This window comes from Halomonas sp. BMC6 (genome assembly GCF_964204995.1).
Lineage (GTDB): Bacteria > Pseudomonadota > Gammaproteobacteria > Pseudomonadales > Halomonadaceae > Vreelandella.
Genome location: NZ_CAXNSH010000001.1, coordinates 2,382,216 through 2,402,191 on the forward strand (window position 1 = coordinate 2,382,216; position 19,976 = coordinate 2,402,191).

Genomic DNA, 19,976 nt, shown 5'->3' on the forward strand with positions numbered 1-19,976 from the left:
TCAGCGCTTATGAGGGGCTTCTTGAAACGAGAAGTAGACGAACAGTAACGCCATCGCCAAATAGCCCATGACGAACTCCGGCGCGGCGTTGAAAGCCAGTTTGGGGGCATGCATCAAACCGACGAACGAGAAGCCTGCGGCAATTACGGCGAAGGCCGCTGCTCGGCGAAATTGATGGTCGATCACCGAAACGGTCATGGCACCCAGGAAGATGGCCATGAACATGGCGCCTTGGCCCATTACGACGATGGCACTGGAAATGTCGCTCACCACTTCGCCCGCTCCTCGGTTGAAACGGGTCATGACGTAGTTGGCGAAGTAGGGCAGCATGGCCAGCGCAATGGCTGGGTAGTAGCGTGTGTCGTTGGCTTGGAACGCCGTTGCAATCATCGACATGCCGACGAATACCAAAATCGGAGCGACGACGGAGACGGGGATGATGGCGGCCAGCGCAGCAATGAGCCCGAACATGGTCGCTAGTGCGTAAACCGCCCCGTTGAGCAGGCTGTAGCCGCGCCCTGCGCCCATCCATTTCGCGCCCACCGTGGCGATATATACCGTCGTCGGAAACACGCCGCCAAACAACGCGCCGATCATGGTGCCTGCACCATCCACTGCCTGGCACTCGCGCACGTCGTACTTGTCGCCCGCGGCCTCCATGGCCTCGACGTTGTTCATCGTCTCGATGGCGTTATAGAGCGTGATGGGCAGTACCACGGTCAACACGGCCAGCATGCCGGTGAACAGCAGGCCTAGCCCTTCGAACCAAGCAAGGTTGGGGAGTAGCGGATAAAAGCCGAGATGCGTGAACGCATCGCTGAAGCGTTCACTGCCAGCGTCGCCGATCAGATAGGCCATGGCCGTTCCCACCACGATGGCGAACAGCGATGTCGGTAGTTTGAAGGGCATGCTGACGCGGGCCACCAAGCCAACGATGATGATCCCTAGCACCAGCAGGCCAATGACCGGCATTTCCAACGTTTTGAACAGCATTTCACCGGCAATGAAGGTCAAGGCTACGCCTGCGACGGCGCCCAGCATGGCGGCACGGGGTAGGTGATACTGTACCCAGCGGCCGATGACGCTAATCACCGCTTCGATGGCGCCGCTGATGAAGCAGGCCGCTACGGCGACTTTCCATGCGAGTTCCGCATCGCCGGTGAGCTGTTTGGCAGGCAGGAGAACGCCAAACAGAAACACAAACATGACGGGGGTCGAAATGCCGTAGGAGAGGGCGGTGACGTCGCTGCGGTTCTCTTTGCGTGCGAGCCTGGCGGCGCTCCAGGCGTAGTAGAAGTTACCGACCATGACCGCGACGGCGGCGCCGGGCAGCACCTGGCCATAGACGATCGACGTGGGAAAACCCATCCCTAACATCGTAATCGCGATGATGACGAAGTTAGCGATATTGTTTTGAAAGAGCGCAAAGAATGCGTCGGTATCTTCCTTTTTGTACCACGGGTAGTGAGTGCCGGCAGCCGCCATGATATGCCTCTTGGTTATGGTGTGTTGTATACAAGGCTACGCTGAGTGTGCCGAAAGTTTGACTGATCGGTCAAGCGCTGCGTTGTATCGGACGCCGCACGGGCGCCCCAGGCTCTGGCGGCGAAGGCGCAATTGTACACAACCTTGGTCAAAGGGTTGATAACCTTATGGCTTTTCTTGTGGGTGACCAAAAAAAACGCCCAGGCGATGGCCTGGGCGCTGTGACGGCATGCGATGTATTAGTCGTTAACTGCCGCAATCGCTTTGGCGAGGTAGGGAAGGTTCTCGTGGGAGAAGCCTGCCACGTTGGCACGACCAGAGCGAACCATGTAGATGCCGAACTCGTCACGCAGACGGTCGACCTGTTCCGGCGTCAAGCCGGTGTAGGAGAACATGCCGCGCTGTTCGGCCACGCAAGCGTACTTTTCATCCAAGCCGTAGGGCTTCAAGGCTTCGACGAAGTCGCGGCGCAGCGTGTTGATGCGGTCGCGCATTTCGGTCAGCTCTTCACGCCACAGGGCGGAAAGCTCGGCATCGTGCAGAATCTCGCTGACGATCGCACCGCCGTGAGCGGGCGGGTTGGAGTAGTTTTCACGCGCTACGATAGCCACCTGAGAGCGCACGTTTTCCATCTGCTCGGTGTTTTTGGCGACCAGGATCAAGCAGCCTGTGCGCTCGCAGTAAATACCGAAGTTTTTGGAGCAAGAACTGGTGATGATCACCTCATCCAGATTCTCGGCCAGTAGGCGAACGCCGTATGCGTCTTCGTCCAGACCTTCTCCGAAACCTTGGTAAGCAAAGTCGATCAACGGCAGCAGCTGACGCTCTTTCAGCACGGCCATGACCTCTTGCCACTGCGACTGAGAAAGATCGAAGCCGGTGGGGTTGTGGCAGCAGGCGTGCAGCACCACGACATCGCCTTCAGGGATCTTTTTCAGCGCGGCCAGCATGCCTTCGAAGTCCAGACGGTTGTCCGCATCGACGTAGGGATACTTATGCAGCTCGATACCCGCTGACGTGAAAATGCCGTGGTGGTTCGGCCAAGTGGGGTCGCTCACCCAGATGCCTTTGCCCGGCAGCTGGCTGGCCACGAAGTCAGCCGCCAGGCGCAGGGCGCCGGTGCCGCCCGGCGATTGAGTGGCGCTGGCTCGCTTGGCGTCGAGCACCGGAGAGTTTGCCCCCAGTACCATGGGCAGCACGGCGTCGCCATAGGCGGGAGCGCCGTGGGAGCCGATGTAAGTCTTGGTGGTTTCATTCTTGAGCAGGCGAGCTTCTGCTTCCTTGACCGCACGCATGACCGGCGTGTTGCCAGCAGCGTCTCGATAAACACCGACACCCAGGTCGACTTTCTGCGGGTTGGTATCTTTTTTGAAAGCTTCGATCAGCCCGAGAATGGCGTCTCCAGGGACTCGCTCAATTTGCTCAAACATTTATTCGGCTACCTCGTCGGTTCTGGCGGCAAGAATGAAGTCGTTAAGATGCAGGCCGTTGATTTCATGGGACCACCAAGTGACGGTGGTTTTGCCCCATTCGGTGACCAATACAGGATGATGACCCGCCTGCTCTGCGACATCGCCCACCCGCTGGCTAAACGCTAGCGCGTCGGCGAAGTTACGAAACGTGAATTGTCTCGACAGCTTCATGATGCCATCGTGTTCGATAATCTGCCACTCTGGAAGTGCCTTGAGGTGCGCTTGGCATGCGTCATGAGTGAGCGGCATGGCGTTGCCGCTGCAAGGTTCACACTGTGATTGCGCTAGCGATGTCATGGGAGTACCTCCGCGTTGAAGTCCTCTTTTCAGGGTAGAAGGCATACGCAGTCGCGACCAACCTCTTTGGCGCTGTAGAGCGCGCGATCGGCCCGCTCGATGAGACTCACCAGCGGTTCCCCCAAGCGGTACTCCGCCACTCCGATACTCAGCGTGACCCTGCCCTGGCCGATACCGAAATCGTGCTCGGCGATGGTCTGACGTAAGCGGTCGGCAAGCTTATGGCATTGCTGTAGCGAAGTGAGCGGCAGCACTACCATAAACTCTTCGCCTCCTAGCCGGGCAATCATGTCTTCGCAGCGCAGCAGCGACTGCGCCAGGGTGGCCAGCTGCTTGAGCACGCTATCCCCTTGTAAATGTCCCCAGCGGTCGTTGAGCTGTTTGAAATGGTCGATATCGATCATCATGATCGACAGGGGTGTGCCGTGGCGAGTGCTCATCGAACTCAGATGGTTGAGCTGACCCATCAGCTTGCGCCGGTTCGGTAGGTTGGTGAGCGGGTCGGTGTCGCACAGTTTGCGAAGCCGCTGTTCCTCGATGACCTGATCGGTAATGTCCATCATCAGCCCATTCCAACGTACCCCGGATTCGATGGGTTCCGGGTTGGCGCTCACCGCAATCCAGTGTGGCTTCTCTTTAGGAAAGGGCAGCCGAAAGCGCGTGTTGAGCGGCAGCATCCAGCGCGCGGAGCGCTCGATGGCCGACATCACCTTAGGGTGGTCGTGACCGGTGAGTTGTTCCAGCAGTAGGCTGGCATCTTCGGCGAGCTGCTGCCTATCGACGTACGCTAACGCCATGCCGCCACCCTCAAGATAGGGAAAGTTCATATGGCCGCTATGGGAGCGGTAGAACTGAAAAATGACCCCAGGAATACGGGGTACGAGACTATCGGCACTGGCGGGTATGCCGATAGAAGGTGCGGGTAGGTCATTCACGGGCATGCGTGAATCTCCGGTTTTTATGCCTGTTGTAAGTTAGCCGTGAAGATTAGCGGTAAAAGCGTAAACAATATGTAAGCTTTTGCTGACAATTTTGCGGTTTTTAATACTTTTTGGTCATTAAAAATCTGTTGTATATTCCATTTTCTCAGATGTACCGCGAAAATGGTCGATTGTGTAAAGAGTGGCCGTTTTCATTCTTTTCTGAACTATCATTAGACTTGAATTTCCCATGGGTGGTGGCTTTGGATACGCAACGATCACACACGGTTCATGCCGACGCGGGCGTGCCAGAGGAGCCTCAAGAGCCGCTTGGGCGTGTCAGCTTGATTGGCGCAGGCCCTGGCGACCCCGATCTGTTGACGCTGAAGGCTTACAAGCGACTCATCAACGCCGAAGTGGTGCTGTACGACCGCCTGGTGAGCGATGAAATTTTGGCACTGTTACCGGCCAAGACTGAGCGCTATTACGTGGGCAAGGCACGCTCTTCCCATAGCGTACCGCAGGAGGAGATCAACCAATCGCTGGTGACTTGGGCTCAGCAGGGCAAGCAGGTCATTCGCCTCAAAGGAGGTGACCCGTTCATCTTCGGACGTGGGGGGGAGGAGCTCGAAACACTGGTGGCGGCGGGTGTGCCTGTCGAAGTGATTCCCGGCATTACGGCGGCGTCTGGCTGTGCTGCTTATGCGGGCATTCCGCTGACCCACCGAGATCATGCGCAGTCGGTACGCTTCGTGACGGGGCATTTACAAGACGGAGAATTTTCGCTCGATTGGGCGACGCTGGCGCAGCCGGGGCAAACGCTGGTGTTTTACATGGGGTTGAGCAATTTGGCCTCCATTTGCGATGCTTTGATGGCCCATGGCATGACGCCCTCGACGCCGCTGGCGCTAATCGAGCAAGGCACGACACAGCAGCAGCAAACCCACGTAGGAACCCTGCACTCACTGCCCGATAGCGCTCATCGCGGCGATATCAAGCCGCCTGCGCTGTTGATCATCGGTAGCGTGGTCTCTCTTCACCAGACGCTATCGTGGTTCGAGTGCGACCGTGGCACATCGGCAGGGTTCTCACCGGGAAAACATGCTTGGTTGACGCGGGACTAGGCGAGGGGAGCGCTTTGTCGGGTGGCGTTATGACCTGCGCTGTGTATGCTAGTAACGAACAGATTCATAAAGCGACGACCTGATCACCATCGTGCTACTTGTCACTAACGCTGCTGATGTCAGCAGCCCAGCGAAAAGAGGGACGCAGCATGTCAGAAGCTAACCACTCGGATTCGAACACGCCTGCCCACAAGCCGGACATGAAAACGCTCTTTCAGGATAACCGCGTGAAGGGTATCGCCGGGATCGCGGCGATTGCCGTGATATGGGCCATCATGGCGCAATCCAACTCAGGCACGCATCAAGAACGCGTCGAGACCTTGGAAGGCCAGTTGTCCAGTGTCGAGCAAGAGAACGCTGAATTGAGCCAGCGGCTTTCGGAAGTTGAGCAGGCGGAAGCTGACCTGACCGCGATGCGCGATGAAATGGCCTCTTTAGAGCAGCAGCAAGCGGACGCCACGGCTAGCCTCGAGTCGGCGCAGGAAGATGTCAGCAGTGTCGAAGCGCAGCTGGAAGAGCTAACGAGCCAGCGTGACAGTTTGCAGCAAGACATCACGGCGCTAGAAGAGCAGCTGGCAAGCGCCGAGAGTGACCTGCAGACGCTACGCGAAGAGCGTGATCAGGTCGTCAGTGAGCGTGACGAGGCCCAAGCTTCTCTGCAGCAAGTAGAAGAAGCGCGTCAAAGCGCAGAAGAGGCACGCCAGCAGGCCGAGTCCGCGCGTCAGGAAGCAGAAGAGCAGCGCCAACAAGCCGTGGAAGCGCTAGGTACCGCAGAGACCGAGCTCGGTGAGATCGAGCGCCAGGTCAGCGAGGCCAACGAGCGATTGGCCTCACTCGAGGAGGAGATCTCTGCTCAGGAGAGCGAGCTGCAATCCCTCCAGGAAGAGCGCGACAGCGTGATGAGCGAGCGTGATTCGCTGCAGTCCGAGGTGGATTCGCTGACGCAGCTACGTGAAGAGGAGCAGCAGAGCCTAGAGCAGGTGCGCACCGAAATGGACGACCTGATGGTGGCGCTGGACATTGGCCGCGATGAAGTGGCGAGTGTCGAAAACGACATTGAAGCACGGCAAGAGCAGCTCGCCCGGTTGGAAACGCAGCTAAGCGAGTGGCGCGACGAGCTGTCGACGCTCGATGAGCGCCTGCATGTCGAGAATCCTGCTTCGGGTGACGTGCCTGACCTCACGGGGGAGCAGCAGAATCAGCAAGAAAATGCGGATGCTGACAGTGTCGGAGAAGGTGAAGACGCCCAAGCGGACGAGACGAGCCAGCAGAGCAGCAACTAATCGGAGACCAGCCGTCTTTGCGTGCTGAGCTCGAGCGGATGTGGTGTTCCCACATCCGCTTTTTCTTTGCTGGTTTAGAAATAGAACGCTGAGGAGTATCATTCACGCCATGTTCACAATCGATAACCCACGGGAGTGCCATTGATGGATGGTGTAAAGCATATTGTGGCAGTGGCATCCGGCAAGGGTGGCGTTGGTAAATCCACCGTGACCGTCAATTTAGCGCTGGCGCTATCTTCACAGGGCTACCGCGTTGGCGTGTTGGATGCCGATATTTATGGCCCCAGCCAGGCACAAATGCTGGGCGTAGAAGAGGGTGTCCGTCCTCAGGCGGCGGCAGACAATAAGTTTCTGCCGCTGGAGGCCCACGGCATTCAAGCCATGTCGATGGCGTTCATGGTCAACACCCGCGACGCGATGGTGTGGCGTGGACCGATGGTAGTGGGAGCGTTCCAGCAGATGCTGACTCAAACCCAGTGGGATGACCTGGACTTTCTGCTGATCGATATGCCGCCGGGCACGGGGGACATCCAGCTGACATTGGCGCAGAAGGTGCCGGTATCTGGTGCTGTGATCGTCACGACGCCGCAGGACATCGCGCTACTGGATGCCCGCAAAGGCATCGAGATGTTCCGCAAAGTCAACGTGCCGGTGCTGGGCGTGGTAGAGAACATGAGCCTCTACCACTGTGAGAAGTGCGGCCATGAAGCCGCGATTTTCGGGACGGGCGGCGGTGATCGTATTGCACAAGAGTATGACACCCAGGTGCTGGGCCGTCTGCCGCTGACGCTGTCGATTCGCGAGCTGGCCGATTCTGGACGCCCCAGTGTCGTGTCCGAGCCAGAGAGCGCGGTCAGCCGCACCTTCGCCGAGATTGCCAGCCAGGTCGCGCAGTCCGTCAGCGCTAGCCACAGTGGCGGCCCTACGATTTCTTTTAGCGAGTGATGAAGTAACCGATGAGCATTAAATCAGACAAATGGATTCGCCGGATGGCGCAGAGCGATGCCATGATCGAGCCTTTCGAGGCAGAGCAGGTGCGCTATGTGAACGATCAGCGGGTCATCTCCTACGGCACGTCCAGCTACGGCTACGACGTGCGCTGTGCCGACGAGTTCAAGGTATTTACCAATATCCACTCGGCCATCGTGGACCCTAAAGCGTTCGACGATAAAAGTTTCGTGGATGTGAAAGGCGATGTTTGTATCATCCCGCCGAACTCGTTTGCGCTGGCGCGGACGGTGGAGTATTTCCGCATCCCGCGTAACGTACTGACCATTTGTCTGGGTAAATCCACCTATGCACGCTGCGGTATCATCGTCAACGTGACGCCGTTGGAGCCTGAGTGGGAAGGGCACGTGACGCTGGAGTTCTCCAACACCACCAACTTGCCTGCGAAAATCTATGCCCATGAAGGCGTCGCCCAGATGCTTTTCCTGGAATCCGACGAGGTGTGCGAGATCTCCTATAAAGATCGTGGGGGCAAGTACATGGGGCAACGTGGCGTAACGCTGCCGCGCACCTGAGACGTTGCTTCGCTCGTGCTACAAAAAAGCCTTGCCGCATCACTGCGGCAAGGCTTTTTAACGCCGGTATTAGCAAGTTAGGCGTCGTCGATCTCTTCATCAAGCTCTTCGGCGGCATCCGCGTGAGAAAGGCGCATGCCGTATGGTGGAAGCGGGTGGCCGTCCATCGTGGCGCCCTCGGCCGCGTACTGCAGGCGTCCTTCTAGAAACCACTGTACTGCAATCGGGAAGATCAGATGCTCACGGGCGTGAACCTTCTCTTTTAGTGTCTCCACCGTGTCCTCTGCACTCACCTGAAGCTCCGCTTGCAGCACCACGGGGCCACCATCCAGCTCTTCGGTGACGAAGTGCACGCTGCAGCCGTGATGCGAAGCACCGTCGGCCAGCGCACGGGCATGAGTATTCAAGCCTTGGTACGCGGGCAGTAGCGAAGGGTGGATGTTGAGCATCCGCCCCAGGAAGCGCTGCACGAAGCGCGGGGTGAGAATTCGCATGAAGCCTGCGAGTACGATCACATCCGGCTCGTGTCGCTCGATGACTTTGATCAGCGCGCCGTCGTAGGCGTCGCGGCTATCGTACTCGCGGTGAGGGAGAACCACCGCTTCGATGCCGGCTTCATGAGCCCGCTTCAAACCATAGGCGTCGGGCTCGTTGGAGATGACCGCGACAATCTCGCCGCCTAGACGATCATGCTGCTGGGCGTCGATGAGCGCTTGGAGGTTGCTGCCACTGCCAGAGATCAGTACCACCACGCGGCGGGCGCCCATGGGTTCAGGCGTCATGCCGTTGAGGGTATCGCTGCTGTAGTCGGTATTGCTCATGCTTGTGAGCTCGCTTCGCCGTGGTCGAGGACGACGGCCTCTTCCTGGCGTTGAACGATCTGGCCGATCTGGTAAACGGTCTCGCCTTGGGCTTCTAGGTGTGCTTTGGCGTTCGCGGCCTGAGTGGCGGGCACGACCACGACCATACCAATGCCGCAGTTCAGCACGCGATGCATCTCGGTCTCGTTGACGTTACCTTTCGCCTGCAGCCAGTTGAACACTTCCGGGCGCTGCCAACTGGTCAAGTCGATACGGGCTGCCAGCGTGTCTGGCAGTACGCGGGGAATGTTTTCCAGCAAGCCGCCGCCAGTAATGTGGGAAAGCGCATGAACCGGGATATCGGTGCCGCGCATCATCGATAGCAGTGACTTCACGTAAATACGCGTGGGAGCCATCAGTGCGTCACCCAGCGGCTGGCCATCGACGCTCTCTTCCAAGGACGCATTGCTGACTTCCAGAATTTTGCGGATCAGTGAATAGCCGTTGGAGTGCGGACCAGAAGACGCCAGGCCTAACAGCACGTCGCCTTCGGCGACCTTGCTACCGTCGAGAATCTCGGACTTCTCCACAACGCCCACGCAGAAGCCTGCCAAATCATAGTCGCTGCCTTCGTACATGCCGGGCATTTCAGCGGTTTCGCCACCGACCAGCGCACAGCCCGCCAGCTCGCAGCCTGTGCCGATGCCGGTCACGACGTCGGCGGCAATGTCGACATCCAGCTTGCCCGTGGCGTAGTAATCGAGAAAGAGCAGCGGCTCGGCACCGGCCACGATCAGGTCATTCACGCACATGGCTACCAGGTCGATGCCGATAGTGTCATGCTTGCCAAGGTCCATGGCCAGACGCAACTTGGTGCCGACACCGTCGGTACCTGAGACGAGAACCGGCTGTTTATAGCCTGCGGGCAGCTCGCACAGCGCGCCGAAACCGCCAAGGCCACCCATCACTTCAGGGCGTGACGTGCGCTTGGCAACGTGCTTGATACGATCAACAAGAGCGTTGCCGGCATCGATATCGACACCTGCGTCTTTATAGCTGAGAGAGGGCGTAGCCTGGGAGGGAGAAGTCTCGGTCATGACAGGTCCTGTGAAGCCTATGCAATGCTGCAATGCGATTGTGCTGGCAAGTAGCCAGTGCCGGAGCAATAACGGGGTGAGATTGTATCACCCAGCGACGTAAGTCGCATCGATGTGACGCGTTATCAGGTGCGTGGCGGCCAACTTTTGTTACTATTCAAGCACTACCGCTGACCGTATATCCAGGAAGGAGCAGGGAATGAGACATTCATGGTGGGGAATCGCGCTGGTCGTTGCGCTGGTGGGAACGGTGTATTTTCTTGATGCCATGCTAATGCCCTTCATTGCAGGGTTGATTTTGGCCTACCTCGCGGACCCGCTAACCGACTATTTTCAGCGTCTGGGCATGCGGCGCACCTGGGCGGTCAGCAGCGTGTTCTTGGTGTTGATGTTCGTGCTGGCGCTGAGCCTGCTGATTCTCATTCCCCTCGTGGTACAGCAGATCAAGCAACTGGGAGAGGCCCTGCCGGGCGTGCTCAACTGGGTAGAAAGTGTACTGGCTCCCCAGGTTCAGGAGTGGACCGGTTATGACCTTGCCACAGAGCTTGGCAACGTTCGCGAAACCTTGATCGAAAACTGGCGGGACGCGGGTAGTTACGTAGCGCAGGCTCTGGGCCAGATTGGTCGCTCGGGCATGGCGTTCGTCTCTTGGGTGACGTATGTCGCGCTCATTCCCGTAGTGACGTTCTATTTGCTGCTGGACTGGGATCGTATGCTCGACAACCTGGGAAACTTGGTGCCGCGCCAGTGGGCAGACGATACGTTTCGCCTAGCGCGCCGCTGCGATGAAGTGTTGGCGTCGTTTTTACGCGGCCAGCTGCTCGTCATGCTGTGCTTGGGCATCATTTATGCCGCAGGGTTGACACTGCTAGGCCTCAATTTTGGCCTGCTGATCGGCGCGCTCTCGGGGCTGGTCAGCATCGTGCCGTTTTTAGGCTTCATTGTCGGGCTAGTGATCGCGTTGGTGGTGGCACTGTTCCAGTTCGATACGTGGTGGGCGCTGTTAGGCGTTGTGGCTGTTTTTGGTTTGGGACAGGTGGCGGAGAGCGTCGTACTGCAACCCAAGCTATTAGGCGATAAGATTGGCTTGCATCCGGTGGCGGTCATCTTTGCGGTGCTCGCGGGCGGGCATCTTTTTGGCCTCACGGGCGTGCTATTGGCGCTACCGGCCGCAGCGGTGATCATGGTGCTGCTACGTGAAGTGAAAGACCGATATAAAAATAGTGCGCTCTACGACGCACACTTAGAAACCCCAGAAGCGCATACTCCGGATGATGCACGGGGTCGCGACGACAAAAGGGAGTCATCATGAGCCGATTACCGGCACAGCTGCCGCTTGGGGTGGGGCTGCGCGACGATGCCACGTTCGATAACTACTATGCGTCCCGTGCGAATGCGTCGTTGGTCGATCACCTCAGTCATCAGCTTACGCCTGGCTCAGAGCCGTTTCTTTACGTATGGGGCGCCCCGGGTAGTGGGCGCAGCCATTTATTGCAAGCGGCCTGCCATGCGGCTTCCGACCAAGACAAGCGGGCCCTCTATTTGCCGCTTGCAGACCTTGGTCACTTTCCGCCACTCATGTTGGAAGATATCGAGCGGCTCGATCTGGTGGCCATCGATGACCTGGAGTACGTCATTGGACGCAAGCGCTGGGAAGAGGCGCTATTTCATGCCTTCAACCGTTTGCGAGATGAGGGCAAAGCGCTGCTGATTGCGGCCAACAAACCGCCGCGCCATTTGGAGGTGGTACTGCCGGACTTGGCGTCACGGTTGGCCTGGGGCGTGACGTTCCATCTTCACCCGATGGACGATAATGACCGATTGGCTGCACTGAAGCTGCGTGCCAATGTGCGTGGCATGCAGCTGCCGGATGACGTGGGGCGCTATATCATGCACCGCGGGCCGCGGGAGCTGGGTGAACTTTGCCGCGCCTTGGAAACGTTGGATCAAGCGTCGCTATCAGCAAAGCGAAAACTAACGATTCCCTTCGTCAAGTCGGCGCTCAATTGGTAAAACGCCCCTGCCAGTCAACTGGCAAGGGCGTTGGAAGACGGCTCTATTGCGCGATCTATCAGGTGCGTTAGGCGGTCTTGCTCATCTTGGTGGCAGCGGCTTGTGCCTGCTTCACGTTCTCTTCGGTCAGCTTTTGACTCTTCTGCAGGAAGTCCTGCTGTAACGACACGACTTTGTCTGCATCGCCTTTGACACGCTCTGCCAACTTTTTCGCCACTTTTTGCTGGCCTTCCATGTAGCTACGGAGGCCGTCGGCATCTTTGACGCTCATCAGCTGGCGCATTTGCGCAATGCCAGTATCGACATAGGCTTTGTTAGCGTCTAACTGAGCGTTCATCAGTTTTTCGGAGTAATCGATGCTCAAGCTCATGTAGGCGCGGGCCGGTGCCATGAACAGATTATCGAACTGCTGGGTCATTTCGTTGGTGTTAAACGTACGCATCATCAACACTCCTGTGCCATTTGCTAAGGTCGTGGGCTGCTAAGCTGTGCCCAAGACGGTTCGTTAATCAGCGTCGGCGAGTCAAGGAATGCACCGTCACTGATGAGATATCTTGCATCGCAGCATAGCAAGCGCTTTTGTGCAGTGCAACATTGCTGGCCAATAAACCTGGTCTAGCGTTTGTGTCAATGGTGCAACGCACGGGGTTGGCAAAGCACGGGTTTACCAAAGAGAGTGGGGCCGCTAGGCTGAATTATAGAGAGAATCGTTATCAAGCAGCGGAGAGGGAGTGCCCTCCCGCCGATGACTCACCAGGAGGGTAGTATGGAAACGCGTATTGAGCGGGATAGCATGGGGGAGTTGGAGGTGCCTGCCACGGCGCTCTACGGCGCACAGACCCAGCGTGCCATCAACAACTTTCCCGTATCGGGCACGCCTATGCCGGTGGCGTTCGTTCATGCGGTTGCTCGTATCAAGCTGGCAGCGGCGCGCAGTAATCATCAGTTAGGGTTATTGGATGCCGAGCGTGCCCAGGCGATCGAAAAAGCCGCACAAGCGGTGATCGAGGGCCAGCACGACGAGCACTTTCCTATCGATGTTTTTCAGACGGGGTCGGGCACGTCCACCAATATGAACGTGAACGAGGTGTTGGCGACGCTGGCCAGCCGTGAGGGCGTTGACGTCACACCCAACGATCACGTCAATATGGGGCAATCCAGTAACGATGTAATCCCCACGGCGATCCACCTCTCCGCCGCCATTGCCGTGCATGAGTCGCTACGCCCGGCGCTAATCGAGCTCAAGGCAACGATTGATCGCCGTGCCAGTGAGCTTAGCCATATCGTCAAAACCGGCCGTACCCACTTGATGGACGCCATGCCGCTCCGTATGGACCAAGAGCTAGGCGCGTGGTCCAGTCAGGTGGGGCAAGCCATCGAACGATTCGACAGTGCCATGACGCGGCTATGCCGCCTCGCCCAAGGCGGTACCGCCGTGGGCACAGGCATCAATGCGCCGCCAGAGTTTGCCGACTTGATGGCCAACGATCTAAGCCAGCAAACGGGCCTCTCCTTTGCGCCTAACGACAGCTTCTTTGCTAGCTTGGCGTCGCAGGATGCCGCGGTAGAACTATCTGGTCAGTTGAAGGGGTTGGCATGTGTCGTCATGAAGATTGCCAACGACCTGCGCTGGATGAACTCGGGCCCGCTGGCGGGGTTGGGGGAAATCGAACTGGAGGCGCTGCAGCCGGGCAGCTCGATCATGCCGGGTAAGGTCAATCCCGTCATCCCCGAGTCGGCGGCGCAAGCGGCCGCTCAAGTGATTGGCTTGGATGCTGCCATCACGGTGGCCGGGCAAAGCGGCAATTTCCAGCTCAATGTCATGTTGCCCCTCGTGGCCTCGAACCTGCTCACCTCAATCACTTTGATGAGCAGTACCGCCAAGTTGCTGGGCGAGCGTGCCATCGCCACCTTCAAAGTCCGTGAAGACAATCTGCAAGGCCCGCTAGCGCGCAATCCTATTCTCGTCACCGCACTCAATAGCGTGATTGGCTACAACGCCGCCGCCGCGATTGCCAAAAAGGCCTACCAAGCAGGCCGACCAATCATCGATGTGGCGGAAGAAGAGACCGAGCTGGACCGAGCGACCTTGGAGCGGCTGCTCGATCCCACGGTATTGACGAAGGGCGGCGTCCCAGAGTAACGGGGCGCCTCGATGCACGGGCAAAATGGCTACGTTTCTTGACGTTCCGTTTTGCCTTTTTGAATGGTTTCGCTGGCTTCTTGGCGCTCCTCTTGGCTCGCCTCTGGGTTGTCGTGCTCATCTTGACGGGAGGGGCGATAGCAGAGCGTCGCGAGGATCGGGAAGTGGTCGGAGCCGAAGGCGTCCAGGCGTTGCATGCTGTCCAGCGTAAAGTGTTCGCTCACGAATACGTGATCCAGTGGCCAGCGCAGAAACGGATAATTTGCATGAAACGTACTAAACATACCGCGCCCGCGGCGAGGGTCGAGCATGCCGCTGATACGGCAAAATCGACGCGTGGTGCGTGACCAGGCGACATCGTTGAGGTCACCTGCGACGAGCGTGGCCGATGGGTTTTGATGTATCTCTTTACCCACCAAGAGCAGTTCGGCGTCTCGCCATAGCGATTTTTCGCTTTCACTGGGAGCCGGGGGGCGAGGGTGCAGCGCGTGTAGGCGAATATTGTCGCCGCTTGCCAGAGTGACATAGGTGTGGATGGAGGGAATGTCATCCTGGATCAACCATTTTACTTCCGTCTCACTGAGCGTGAGTCGAGAGTACAGATGCATGCCGTAGAGGTTATCGAGCGGGATTTTCACGCTGTGCGGCCAGCGGTCCGCAAGAGCCTGATCGAGCTGATCTTGCCACCACTGGTCGGACTCTAACGTGATCACGATGTCGGGCTGGTGCTGCTCTATCATGGCCAGCAGCGTGTCTGCCTTGCGATTGGGGGTAAGTACGTTGGCAATCAGCAGCGTGATTTTTTGGTCGCCTGGCGCGTCGTGAGACGATTGCACTTGTACGGGCCACAGCCGTGTCCAGGGAAGAACGTAGCGCAGCTGAAGTATGCAGGTGAGTAGCGCAAGCCCTATCGTCGCTGTTTGCCATCCGCTGGGTTCCAAAAGCAGTATGCCAACGGCGGCGCAGAGCCCCGCAAGTACCGCAATTTGCAGGCGGGGAAACTCAAAACTGCGTACCCACCACCAGCGGAGTCTTACCCGCGCGATGAGCGTTGATAGTAATAACAAACCGGCGACGCATCCCAGCAAAGGCCCTAGCAAAACTTACCTCCTTATCCGCAAGCGATTATGATTAATCTATGTGCAGCTTAGCCGTTAGCTTTGATAAGTGTCGATGTAATTTGCGGTAGCGGGCAGAGGAAGGCGCTAATGTAGCGGAAGACGCAAAAATGACTTGCAATTCAGCCATGAAGCCGTAGAATACGCATCCGTTGCACAGCAGGACCATAGCTCAGTTGGTTAGAGCGCCACGTTGACATCGTGGAGGTCGGCGGTTCAAATCCGCCTGGTCCTACCAAGTTTGTTGGAGCACATGTTTAGGACCATAGCTCAGTTGGTTAGAGCGCCACGTTGACATCGTGGAGGTCGGCGGTTCAAATCCGCCTGGTCCTACCAGATTCTAAAAAGCCCCGCTCATTGAGCGGGGCTTTTTGTTGTTTAATGCGCCATCAAACGAAGCGGGGAAGGTCTGTTTGCCGCACGAAAGTGGCCACCAACGCCTCGATGCCAGCCTGGTCTTCTTGGCTAAAGCGCGCGTGCTGGGGGCTGTCGATATCCAGAACGCCCCATACGAAACCGTCGTGTACGATGGGGACGACCAGCTCGGAACGTGAATCGGCGTCGCAAGCGATGTGGTCAGCCACCGCGTGAACGTCATCGACCCGTTGCGTTGCCTGTTCACGGGCCGCAGCCCCACAAACGCCTTTGCTAAAAGGGATGGGGTGGCAGGCGGGTTTGCCCTGGAAAGGCCCGAGGCACAGTAGCTGCGGTTCGCGCTGCAAATAAAAGCCAACCCAGTTCAGCGCCTCTAGCGCTTGCTGAATGAAGGCGCAGGTTTGGGCGCTGTTGGTCAGCCAGTCGCGTGTGTCTAGCAAGGCCTCTAGCTGGCGGTTGAGCAGGGTGTAATCGGTGGTCGACATACCATCTCCTTGGTGAAACGCATCAGGCCAGCCTTTCGGCTGGCCTGATAATGATTGACGAGCGGATGAGAGTTACTCGTCGGTCCAGCCCGGTACCGCCGCGCCTTTGAACAGCTCGTCGGCTTTCTCGATCACTTCGTCACGCTGATAAGCGTCGACCAACTGGCGAATCTCTTCGCGATCTTCATCGCCGCCGCGAACTGCGATCAGGTTGACGTAGGGAGACTCAGGGCCTTCCTTGATCAGTGCATCGTCCAGGCTCAGGCCAGCCGGTTGGGCGAAAGTGTTGTTGATGAAGGCCATGTCTACGTCAGGCAGTACACGGGGCAGCTGCGCCGCTTCGATTTCACGGAAGCGGAAGCCGCGCGGGTTTTCTGCGATATCGATCGGCGTGGCTTCCAGGAACGTCGGATCGTTGAGCGTGATCAGGCCTTCGTTGTGCATCAGAATCAGCGCACGCCCTTCGTTGGAGGGGTCGTTGGGCAGGGCGATTTGTGCGCCGTCCGGCAGCTCATCGATGCTATCGTACTTCTCAGAATACGCGCCGATGGGGTAAACGAAGGTGTAGCCAGCAATGGCGAAGTCGTAGCCACGGTCATTGACCATCGCCTGCATATAGGGCTCGTGCTGGTAGGCGTTGGCATCCAAGCTGCCATCGGCCAGCGCTGCGTTCGGTGTGACGTAGTCGGTGAACTCAATGATTTCGACGTTCAGGTCGTACTCTTCTTTGGCAATGCGCGCGGCCACTTCCATGACTTCGGTTTCGGGGCCGGCGACGGTGCCCATTTTGATGGTACGGGTTTCCGCATTGGCCACGTTGATGGCCAGAGCCAGTGCGGTCAGGCTGCCGATAATGACTTTTTGCATGGCGTTACTCCAGTGTCGTTGTGCATCGTGTTGCAATAATGCGGGAATAAGAAACGCAAGTCTAATGCGTTTTTGTTATATTTAGCTATGCCCATGACAAAGGCTGGCTATGACTATTTGCGGTCGCTTTTGCGCACCAAGTAGTCGCCCAGGCTTTGAAACCCCTGTACCAGTACGACCAGGATCACCACGGTGATCAGCATGATCGTGGGGTTGAAACGGTTGTAGCCGTAGCGAATACCCAGGTCGCCCAGTCCGCCACCGCCTACGGCGCCCGCCATGGCCGAATAGCTCACTAGGGTGACGAGCGTAATGGTGAGGCCCGTAATGATGCCGCCGCGCGCTTCAGGAATCAGCACCTTGGTAATGATTTGCCAGGGTGTCGCCCCCATGGATTGTGCAGATTCGATCAGCCCTGGCGAGATCTCGTTCAGCGCGCCCTCGATAAGGCGTGCCACGAATGGAATCGCAGCAATCGTCAGCGGGACCGACGCAGCGTTGATGCCGATGGAGGTCCCGACCAGCATGCGGGTGAAGGGGATAATGGCGACCATCAAAATGATGAACGGAATCGAACGTCCGATATTGGTGATGATGCCCAGTGCCTGGTTGAGGATGGGCATCGCCATGATTTGCCGCGGGCGGGTCACGTAAAGCATCACGCCCAGGGGGAGTCCCAGTAGGGTGGCGATCACGCCCGACACGGCCACCATATAAAGGGTATCCAGCGTGGCCTGTAAAATGAGATCAAACATTGCGCTGGACATGACCAAGTACCTCCACCTGTAGTTGATGCGCTTCTAGATAGGACATGGCTTGCTGGGTTTGCTCGTGGCTGCCCAGCAGCTCGGCAATCATCAGGCCCAACGTGCGGTCTTGAATGGACTCGACTTTGGCTTGCAAGATGCTGACATCCACGCTGCACTCCCGCGCAAGACGAGAGATGAGCGGCGTGGAGACGGCGTCGCCCGAAAACGTCAGTCGCACCACCGGGTGCGTATGTTCACTGGGGCTCTCTTGCAGACGCTCCAGTAGCTCTTTCGGGGGGCTGAGCTGTAAGAAGTCGTTCAAAAAGTCGCGGCCAAGCTGCGTTGCGGGCGCGGTAAAGAAGTCGCCCACTTCCGCGTCTTCCACCAGCTTACCGTCAGAAATCAAGCTGACCCGATGGCAGATCGATTTCACCACTTCCATTTCGTGGGTAATGAGCAAAATGGTAATGCCCAATTGGTGGTTGATGTCCCGCAGCAGCTCAAGGATTGAGCTGGTCGTCTGTGGGTCCAGTGCCGAGGTCGCTTCGTCGCATAGCAGCACGTTGGGTTTGCTGGCAAGGGCGCGGGCAATGGCGACACGCTGTTTCTGGCCGCCGGAGAGCTGAGCGGGATACTGCTTCGCTTTATCGGCGAGGCCGACCATCTCTAGCAGTGGCAGTACGCGGTTTTTGATTGCGCTGCGCTTTTCACCCATGAGTTCCAGAGGGAGGGCGACATTGTCAAAAACGGTCCGCGTGGTGAGTAGGTTGAAGTGTTGAAAAATCATGCCGATACGGTGACGAGCTTGGTTGAGCTCGTTGCGGCCAAGCTCGGTCATTTCCTGCCCGTCCACAACGACGCTGCCGCTCGTAGGGCGCTCGAGCAGATTGACGCAACGGATGAGCGTGGATTTGCCCGCGCCTGAGAGGCCGATGACCCCGTGGATGGTGCCTTTGGGGATTGTTAAATTGACATTTTGAAGGGCGTGAACGGCACTGTCGCCGTTGCCATAGGTTTTACTAACGTTGCTAAGTTCAATCATAGCGTCTGCCTTAATGGTAGGCCGAAGACGGAGTGCGAGGGGGCAAGCGTAGGGCGGGGAACAAAAAAAGGCCACCCTTGCGGGTGGCCATCAACGCTGGACACACCCTTTTAGCTGCACTTCACCCCGCCAAAGGCCAGGTGGACGCCCGCAATCTGGGTACAAATCGGCGTCATTACATTTGCGGCGAAAGTCTAAAGAGCGGCCGGGGTGTTGTCAATGAAAACCGTTCTATTTCATGTTTTTAAGTTGTTAAACAGGGTGATTTACTTTTCAGGTGTTTTTATTTGGTGGTTATTGCTGTTGGCGGCGGGTTTGGCTGGGTGTTGGCAGCAAAAAACCATGATCGATCACGCGGGGTTGCCGACTGGCTGCACAAGGTTGGGTCATTAGTAGTAAGCTTGCGCAAGTTTTTATGGCCTACGCCACCCTGTTCACCTGTTTTGAAAGGAAGGGATCATGTTTACGGGTATCGTTCAAGGTACTGCTGAGGTTGTCGAAGTGCGCGAGCTAGAGGAGTTCCGCACGCATGTGGTGGCCTTGCCAGAGAGTCTGCGTAGCGGACTGGAGATAGGCGCGTCCGTCGCGCATAACGGTGTGTGCTTGACGGTGACGGCCATCGAGGGCGAGCGTGTTAGTTTCGACCTGATGCGAGAAACGCTCCGGTTGACCAATCTTGGTGCAATTACGCCAGGGCAATGCGTCAACATAGAGCGTGCGGCCCGCTTCGGGGACGAGATCGGTGGGCACTCCATGTCCGGTCACATCATTTGTATGGCGCAGGTAGTCGCCATCGAGGAGGCGCCCAATAATCGCCGTCTCTGGTTCGCGCTACCCGAAAAAGCCGCCAAGTTCGTATTTGAAAAAGGCTACATTGGCGTTGATGGGATTAGTCTCACCGTGGGTGACGTGCGTCCTTCGGCGGATGGGGCAGGGGCCGAGTTCAGTGTTAACCTGATTCCCGAGACGCTGTCCCGTACGGTGTTGGGTAGTCGCTTAATGGGCGACTGGGTCAATATCGAGATCGATCCGCAAACACAGGTCATCGTGGAGACGGTAGAGCGGGTGTTGGCGAGCCGGTCCATGTAGCCATGTGACGATATCGTTTTGGGTTTTTGTTGACCGATCGGTTAGCTGATGGCCTAAAGTTTGCTAAACAGTAGGTGAGGGGACGTGCCCTCGA

The 19,976-nt window shown here is 57.6% G+C and carries 20 protein-coding genes and 2 tRNA genes; 10 read left to right on the forward strand and 12 right to left on the reverse strand.

The features are described 5' to 3' along the window. The 4 genes from AB6K10_RS11410 to AB6K10_RS11425 form a co-directional block, all read right to left on the reverse strand. Positions 1-1,485 carry an NCS2 family permease gene (locus tag AB6K10_RS11410; RefSeq protein ID WP_159341961.1) on the reverse strand — a complete coding sequence of 495 codons (1,485 nt, stop codon included), beginning with the start codon at positions 1,483-1,485 and terminating at the stop codon, positions 1-3. 239 nt (positions 1,486-1,724) lie between these two features. Beyond that, positions 1,725-2,915, reverse strand: a complete 1,191-nt coding sequence (locus tag AB6K10_RS11415) for an amino acid aminotransferase (protein WP_253018833.1) — start codon at positions 2,913-2,915, stop codon at positions 1,725-1,727. Beyond that, positions 2,916-3,254 carry a 4a-hydroxytetrahydrobiopterin dehydratase gene (locus AB6K10_RS11420; protein WP_159341963.1) on the reverse strand — a complete coding sequence of 113 codons (339 nt, stop codon included), beginning with the start codon at positions 3,252-3,254 and terminating at the stop codon, positions 2,916-2,918. 29 nt (positions 3,255-3,283) lie between these two features. Next, positions 3,284-4,195, reverse strand: coding sequence for a GGDEF domain-containing protein (locus tag AB6K10_RS11425; RefSeq protein WP_159341964.1), 912 nt, complete (start codon positions 4,193-4,195; stop codon positions 3,284-3,286). A 284-nt stretch (positions 4,196-4,479) separates the two neighbouring features. On the opposite strand from AB6K10_RS11425, the gene cobA reads away from it, so the two are divergent. The 4 genes from cobA to dcd all read left to right on the forward strand — a co-directional run bounded on the left by cobA (position 4,480) and on the right by dcd (position 8,104). Then, positions 4,480-5,298 carry a uroporphyrinogen-III C-methyltransferase gene (gene cobA / locus AB6K10_RS11430; protein WP_339119616.1) on the forward strand — a complete coding sequence of 273 codons (819 nt, stop codon included), beginning with the start codon at positions 4,480-4,482 and terminating at the stop codon, positions 5,296-5,298. Positions 5,299-5,447: 149 nt separating this feature from the next. Next, complete coding sequence (locus AB6K10_RS11435) at positions 5,448-6,581, forward strand: kinesin (protein ID WP_339118768.1); 1,134 nt, start codon at positions 5,448-5,450, stop codon at positions 6,579-6,581. A 144-nt stretch (positions 6,582-6,725) separates the two neighbouring features. After that, positions 6,726-7,526 carry an iron-sulfur cluster carrier protein ApbC gene (gene apbC, locus AB6K10_RS11440; RefSeq protein ID WP_339118769.1) on the forward strand — a complete coding sequence of 267 codons (801 nt, stop codon included), beginning with the start codon at positions 6,726-6,728 and terminating at the stop codon, positions 7,524-7,526. Between the two features lie 11 nt (positions 7,527-7,537). After that, a complete protein-coding gene (gene dcd / locus AB6K10_RS11445; protein ID WP_153843890.1) occupies positions 7,538-8,104 on the forward strand; it encodes a dCTP deaminase in 567 nt (188 codons plus the stop codon). Positions 8,105-8,181: 77 nt separating this feature from the next. Here dcd and purN read toward each other — a convergent pair whose 3' ends face one another. Beyond that, on the reverse strand, positions 8,182-8,925 hold the full coding sequence (gene purN / locus AB6K10_RS11450; RefSeq protein ID WP_339118770.1) for a phosphoribosylglycinamide formyltransferase: 744 nt from the start codon (positions 8,923-8,925) through the stop codon (positions 8,182-8,184). Then, positions 8,922-10,001 carry a phosphoribosylformylglycinamidine cyclo-ligase gene (purM, locus tag AB6K10_RS11455; protein ID WP_253018829.1) on the reverse strand — a complete coding sequence of 360 codons (1,080 nt, stop codon included), beginning with the start codon at positions 9,999-10,001 and terminating at the stop codon, positions 8,922-8,924. The genes purN and purM overlap by 4 nt, the downstream gene beginning before the upstream one ends. 199 nt (positions 10,002-10,200) lie before the next feature. Between purM and AB6K10_RS11460 the strand changes: the two genes are divergently transcribed. After that, positions 10,201-11,313, forward strand: coding sequence for an AI-2E family transporter (locus tag AB6K10_RS11460; RefSeq protein ID WP_339118771.1), 1,113 nt, complete (start codon positions 10,201-10,203; stop codon positions 11,311-11,313). Further along, positions 11,310-12,014, forward strand: coding sequence for a DnaA regulatory inactivator Hda (gene hda / locus AB6K10_RS11465; protein ID WP_253018828.1), 705 nt, complete (start codon positions 11,310-11,312; stop codon positions 12,012-12,014). Before AB6K10_RS11460 ends, hda begins: the two co-directional genes overlap by 4 nt. 67 nt (positions 12,015-12,081) lie before the next feature. On the opposite strand, the gene AB6K10_RS11470 is transcribed toward hda, so the two are convergent. Beyond that, positions 12,082-12,456 (reverse strand): phasin family protein, encoded by a 375-nt coding sequence (locus AB6K10_RS11470; RefSeq protein ID WP_339119617.1) that lies wholly within the window; start codon positions 12,454-12,456, stop codon positions 12,082-12,084. Positions 12,457-12,780: 324 nt separating this feature from the next. Between AB6K10_RS11470 and AB6K10_RS11475 the strand changes: the two genes are divergently transcribed. Beyond that, positions 12,781-14,157 carry a lyase family protein gene (locus tag AB6K10_RS11475; RefSeq protein ID WP_305947598.1) on the forward strand — a complete coding sequence of 459 codons (1,377 nt, stop codon included), beginning with the start codon at positions 12,781-12,783 and terminating at the stop codon, positions 14,155-14,157. 29 nt (positions 14,158-14,186) lie between these two features. Here AB6K10_RS11475 and AB6K10_RS11480 read toward each other — a convergent pair whose 3' ends face one another. After that, a complete protein-coding gene (locus tag AB6K10_RS11480) occupies positions 14,187-15,257 on the reverse strand; it encodes an endonuclease/exonuclease/phosphatase family protein (protein WP_339118772.1) in 1,071 nt (356 codons plus the stop codon). A gap of 179 nt (positions 15,258-15,436) precedes the next feature. Here AB6K10_RS11480 and AB6K10_RS11485 point away from each other — a divergent pair. Together AB6K10_RS11485 and AB6K10_RS11490 are read left to right on the forward strand one after the other, a co-directional pair. Continuing rightward, positions 15,437-15,513: transfer RNA gene (locus tag AB6K10_RS11485), tRNA-Val, on the forward strand. Positions 15,514-15,534: 21 nt separating this feature from the next. Next, positions 15,535-15,611 (forward strand) — tRNA-Val (locus tag AB6K10_RS11490). A 53-nt stretch (positions 15,612-15,664) separates the two neighbouring features. On the opposite strand, the gene AB6K10_RS11495 is transcribed toward AB6K10_RS11490, so the two are convergent. From AB6K10_RS11495 to AB6K10_RS11510, 4 genes are all read right to left on the reverse strand, one after another. After that, a complete protein-coding gene (locus AB6K10_RS11495) occupies positions 15,665-16,135 on the reverse strand; it encodes a GAF domain-containing protein (protein WP_159341974.1) in 471 nt (156 codons plus the stop codon). A gap of 72 nt (positions 16,136-16,207) precedes the next feature. Then, entirely contained in the window at positions 16,208-17,002 is a 795-nt protein-coding gene (locus tag AB6K10_RS11500; RefSeq protein ID WP_054640841.1) for a MetQ/NlpA family ABC transporter substrate-binding protein, read from the reverse strand. Positions 17,003-17,115: 113 nt separating this feature from the next. Further along, complete coding sequence (locus tag AB6K10_RS11505) at positions 17,116-17,769, reverse strand: methionine ABC transporter permease (protein WP_281997048.1); 654 nt, start codon at positions 17,767-17,769, stop codon at positions 17,116-17,118. Next, complete coding sequence (locus AB6K10_RS11510; protein WP_159341976.1) at positions 17,750-18,793, reverse strand: methionine ABC transporter ATP-binding protein; 1,044 nt, start codon at positions 18,791-18,793, stop codon at positions 17,750-17,752. The genes AB6K10_RS11505 and AB6K10_RS11510 overlap by 20 nt, the downstream gene beginning before the upstream one ends. A gap of 459 nt (positions 18,794-19,252) precedes the next feature. On the opposite strand from AB6K10_RS11510, the gene AB6K10_RS11515 reads away from it, so the two are divergent. After that, positions 19,253-19,882, forward strand: a complete 630-nt coding sequence (locus AB6K10_RS11515; RefSeq protein ID WP_159341977.1) for a riboflavin synthase subunit alpha — start codon at positions 19,253-19,255, stop codon at positions 19,880-19,882. The last annotated feature ends 94 nt before the right edge of the window (positions 19,883-19,976 follow it).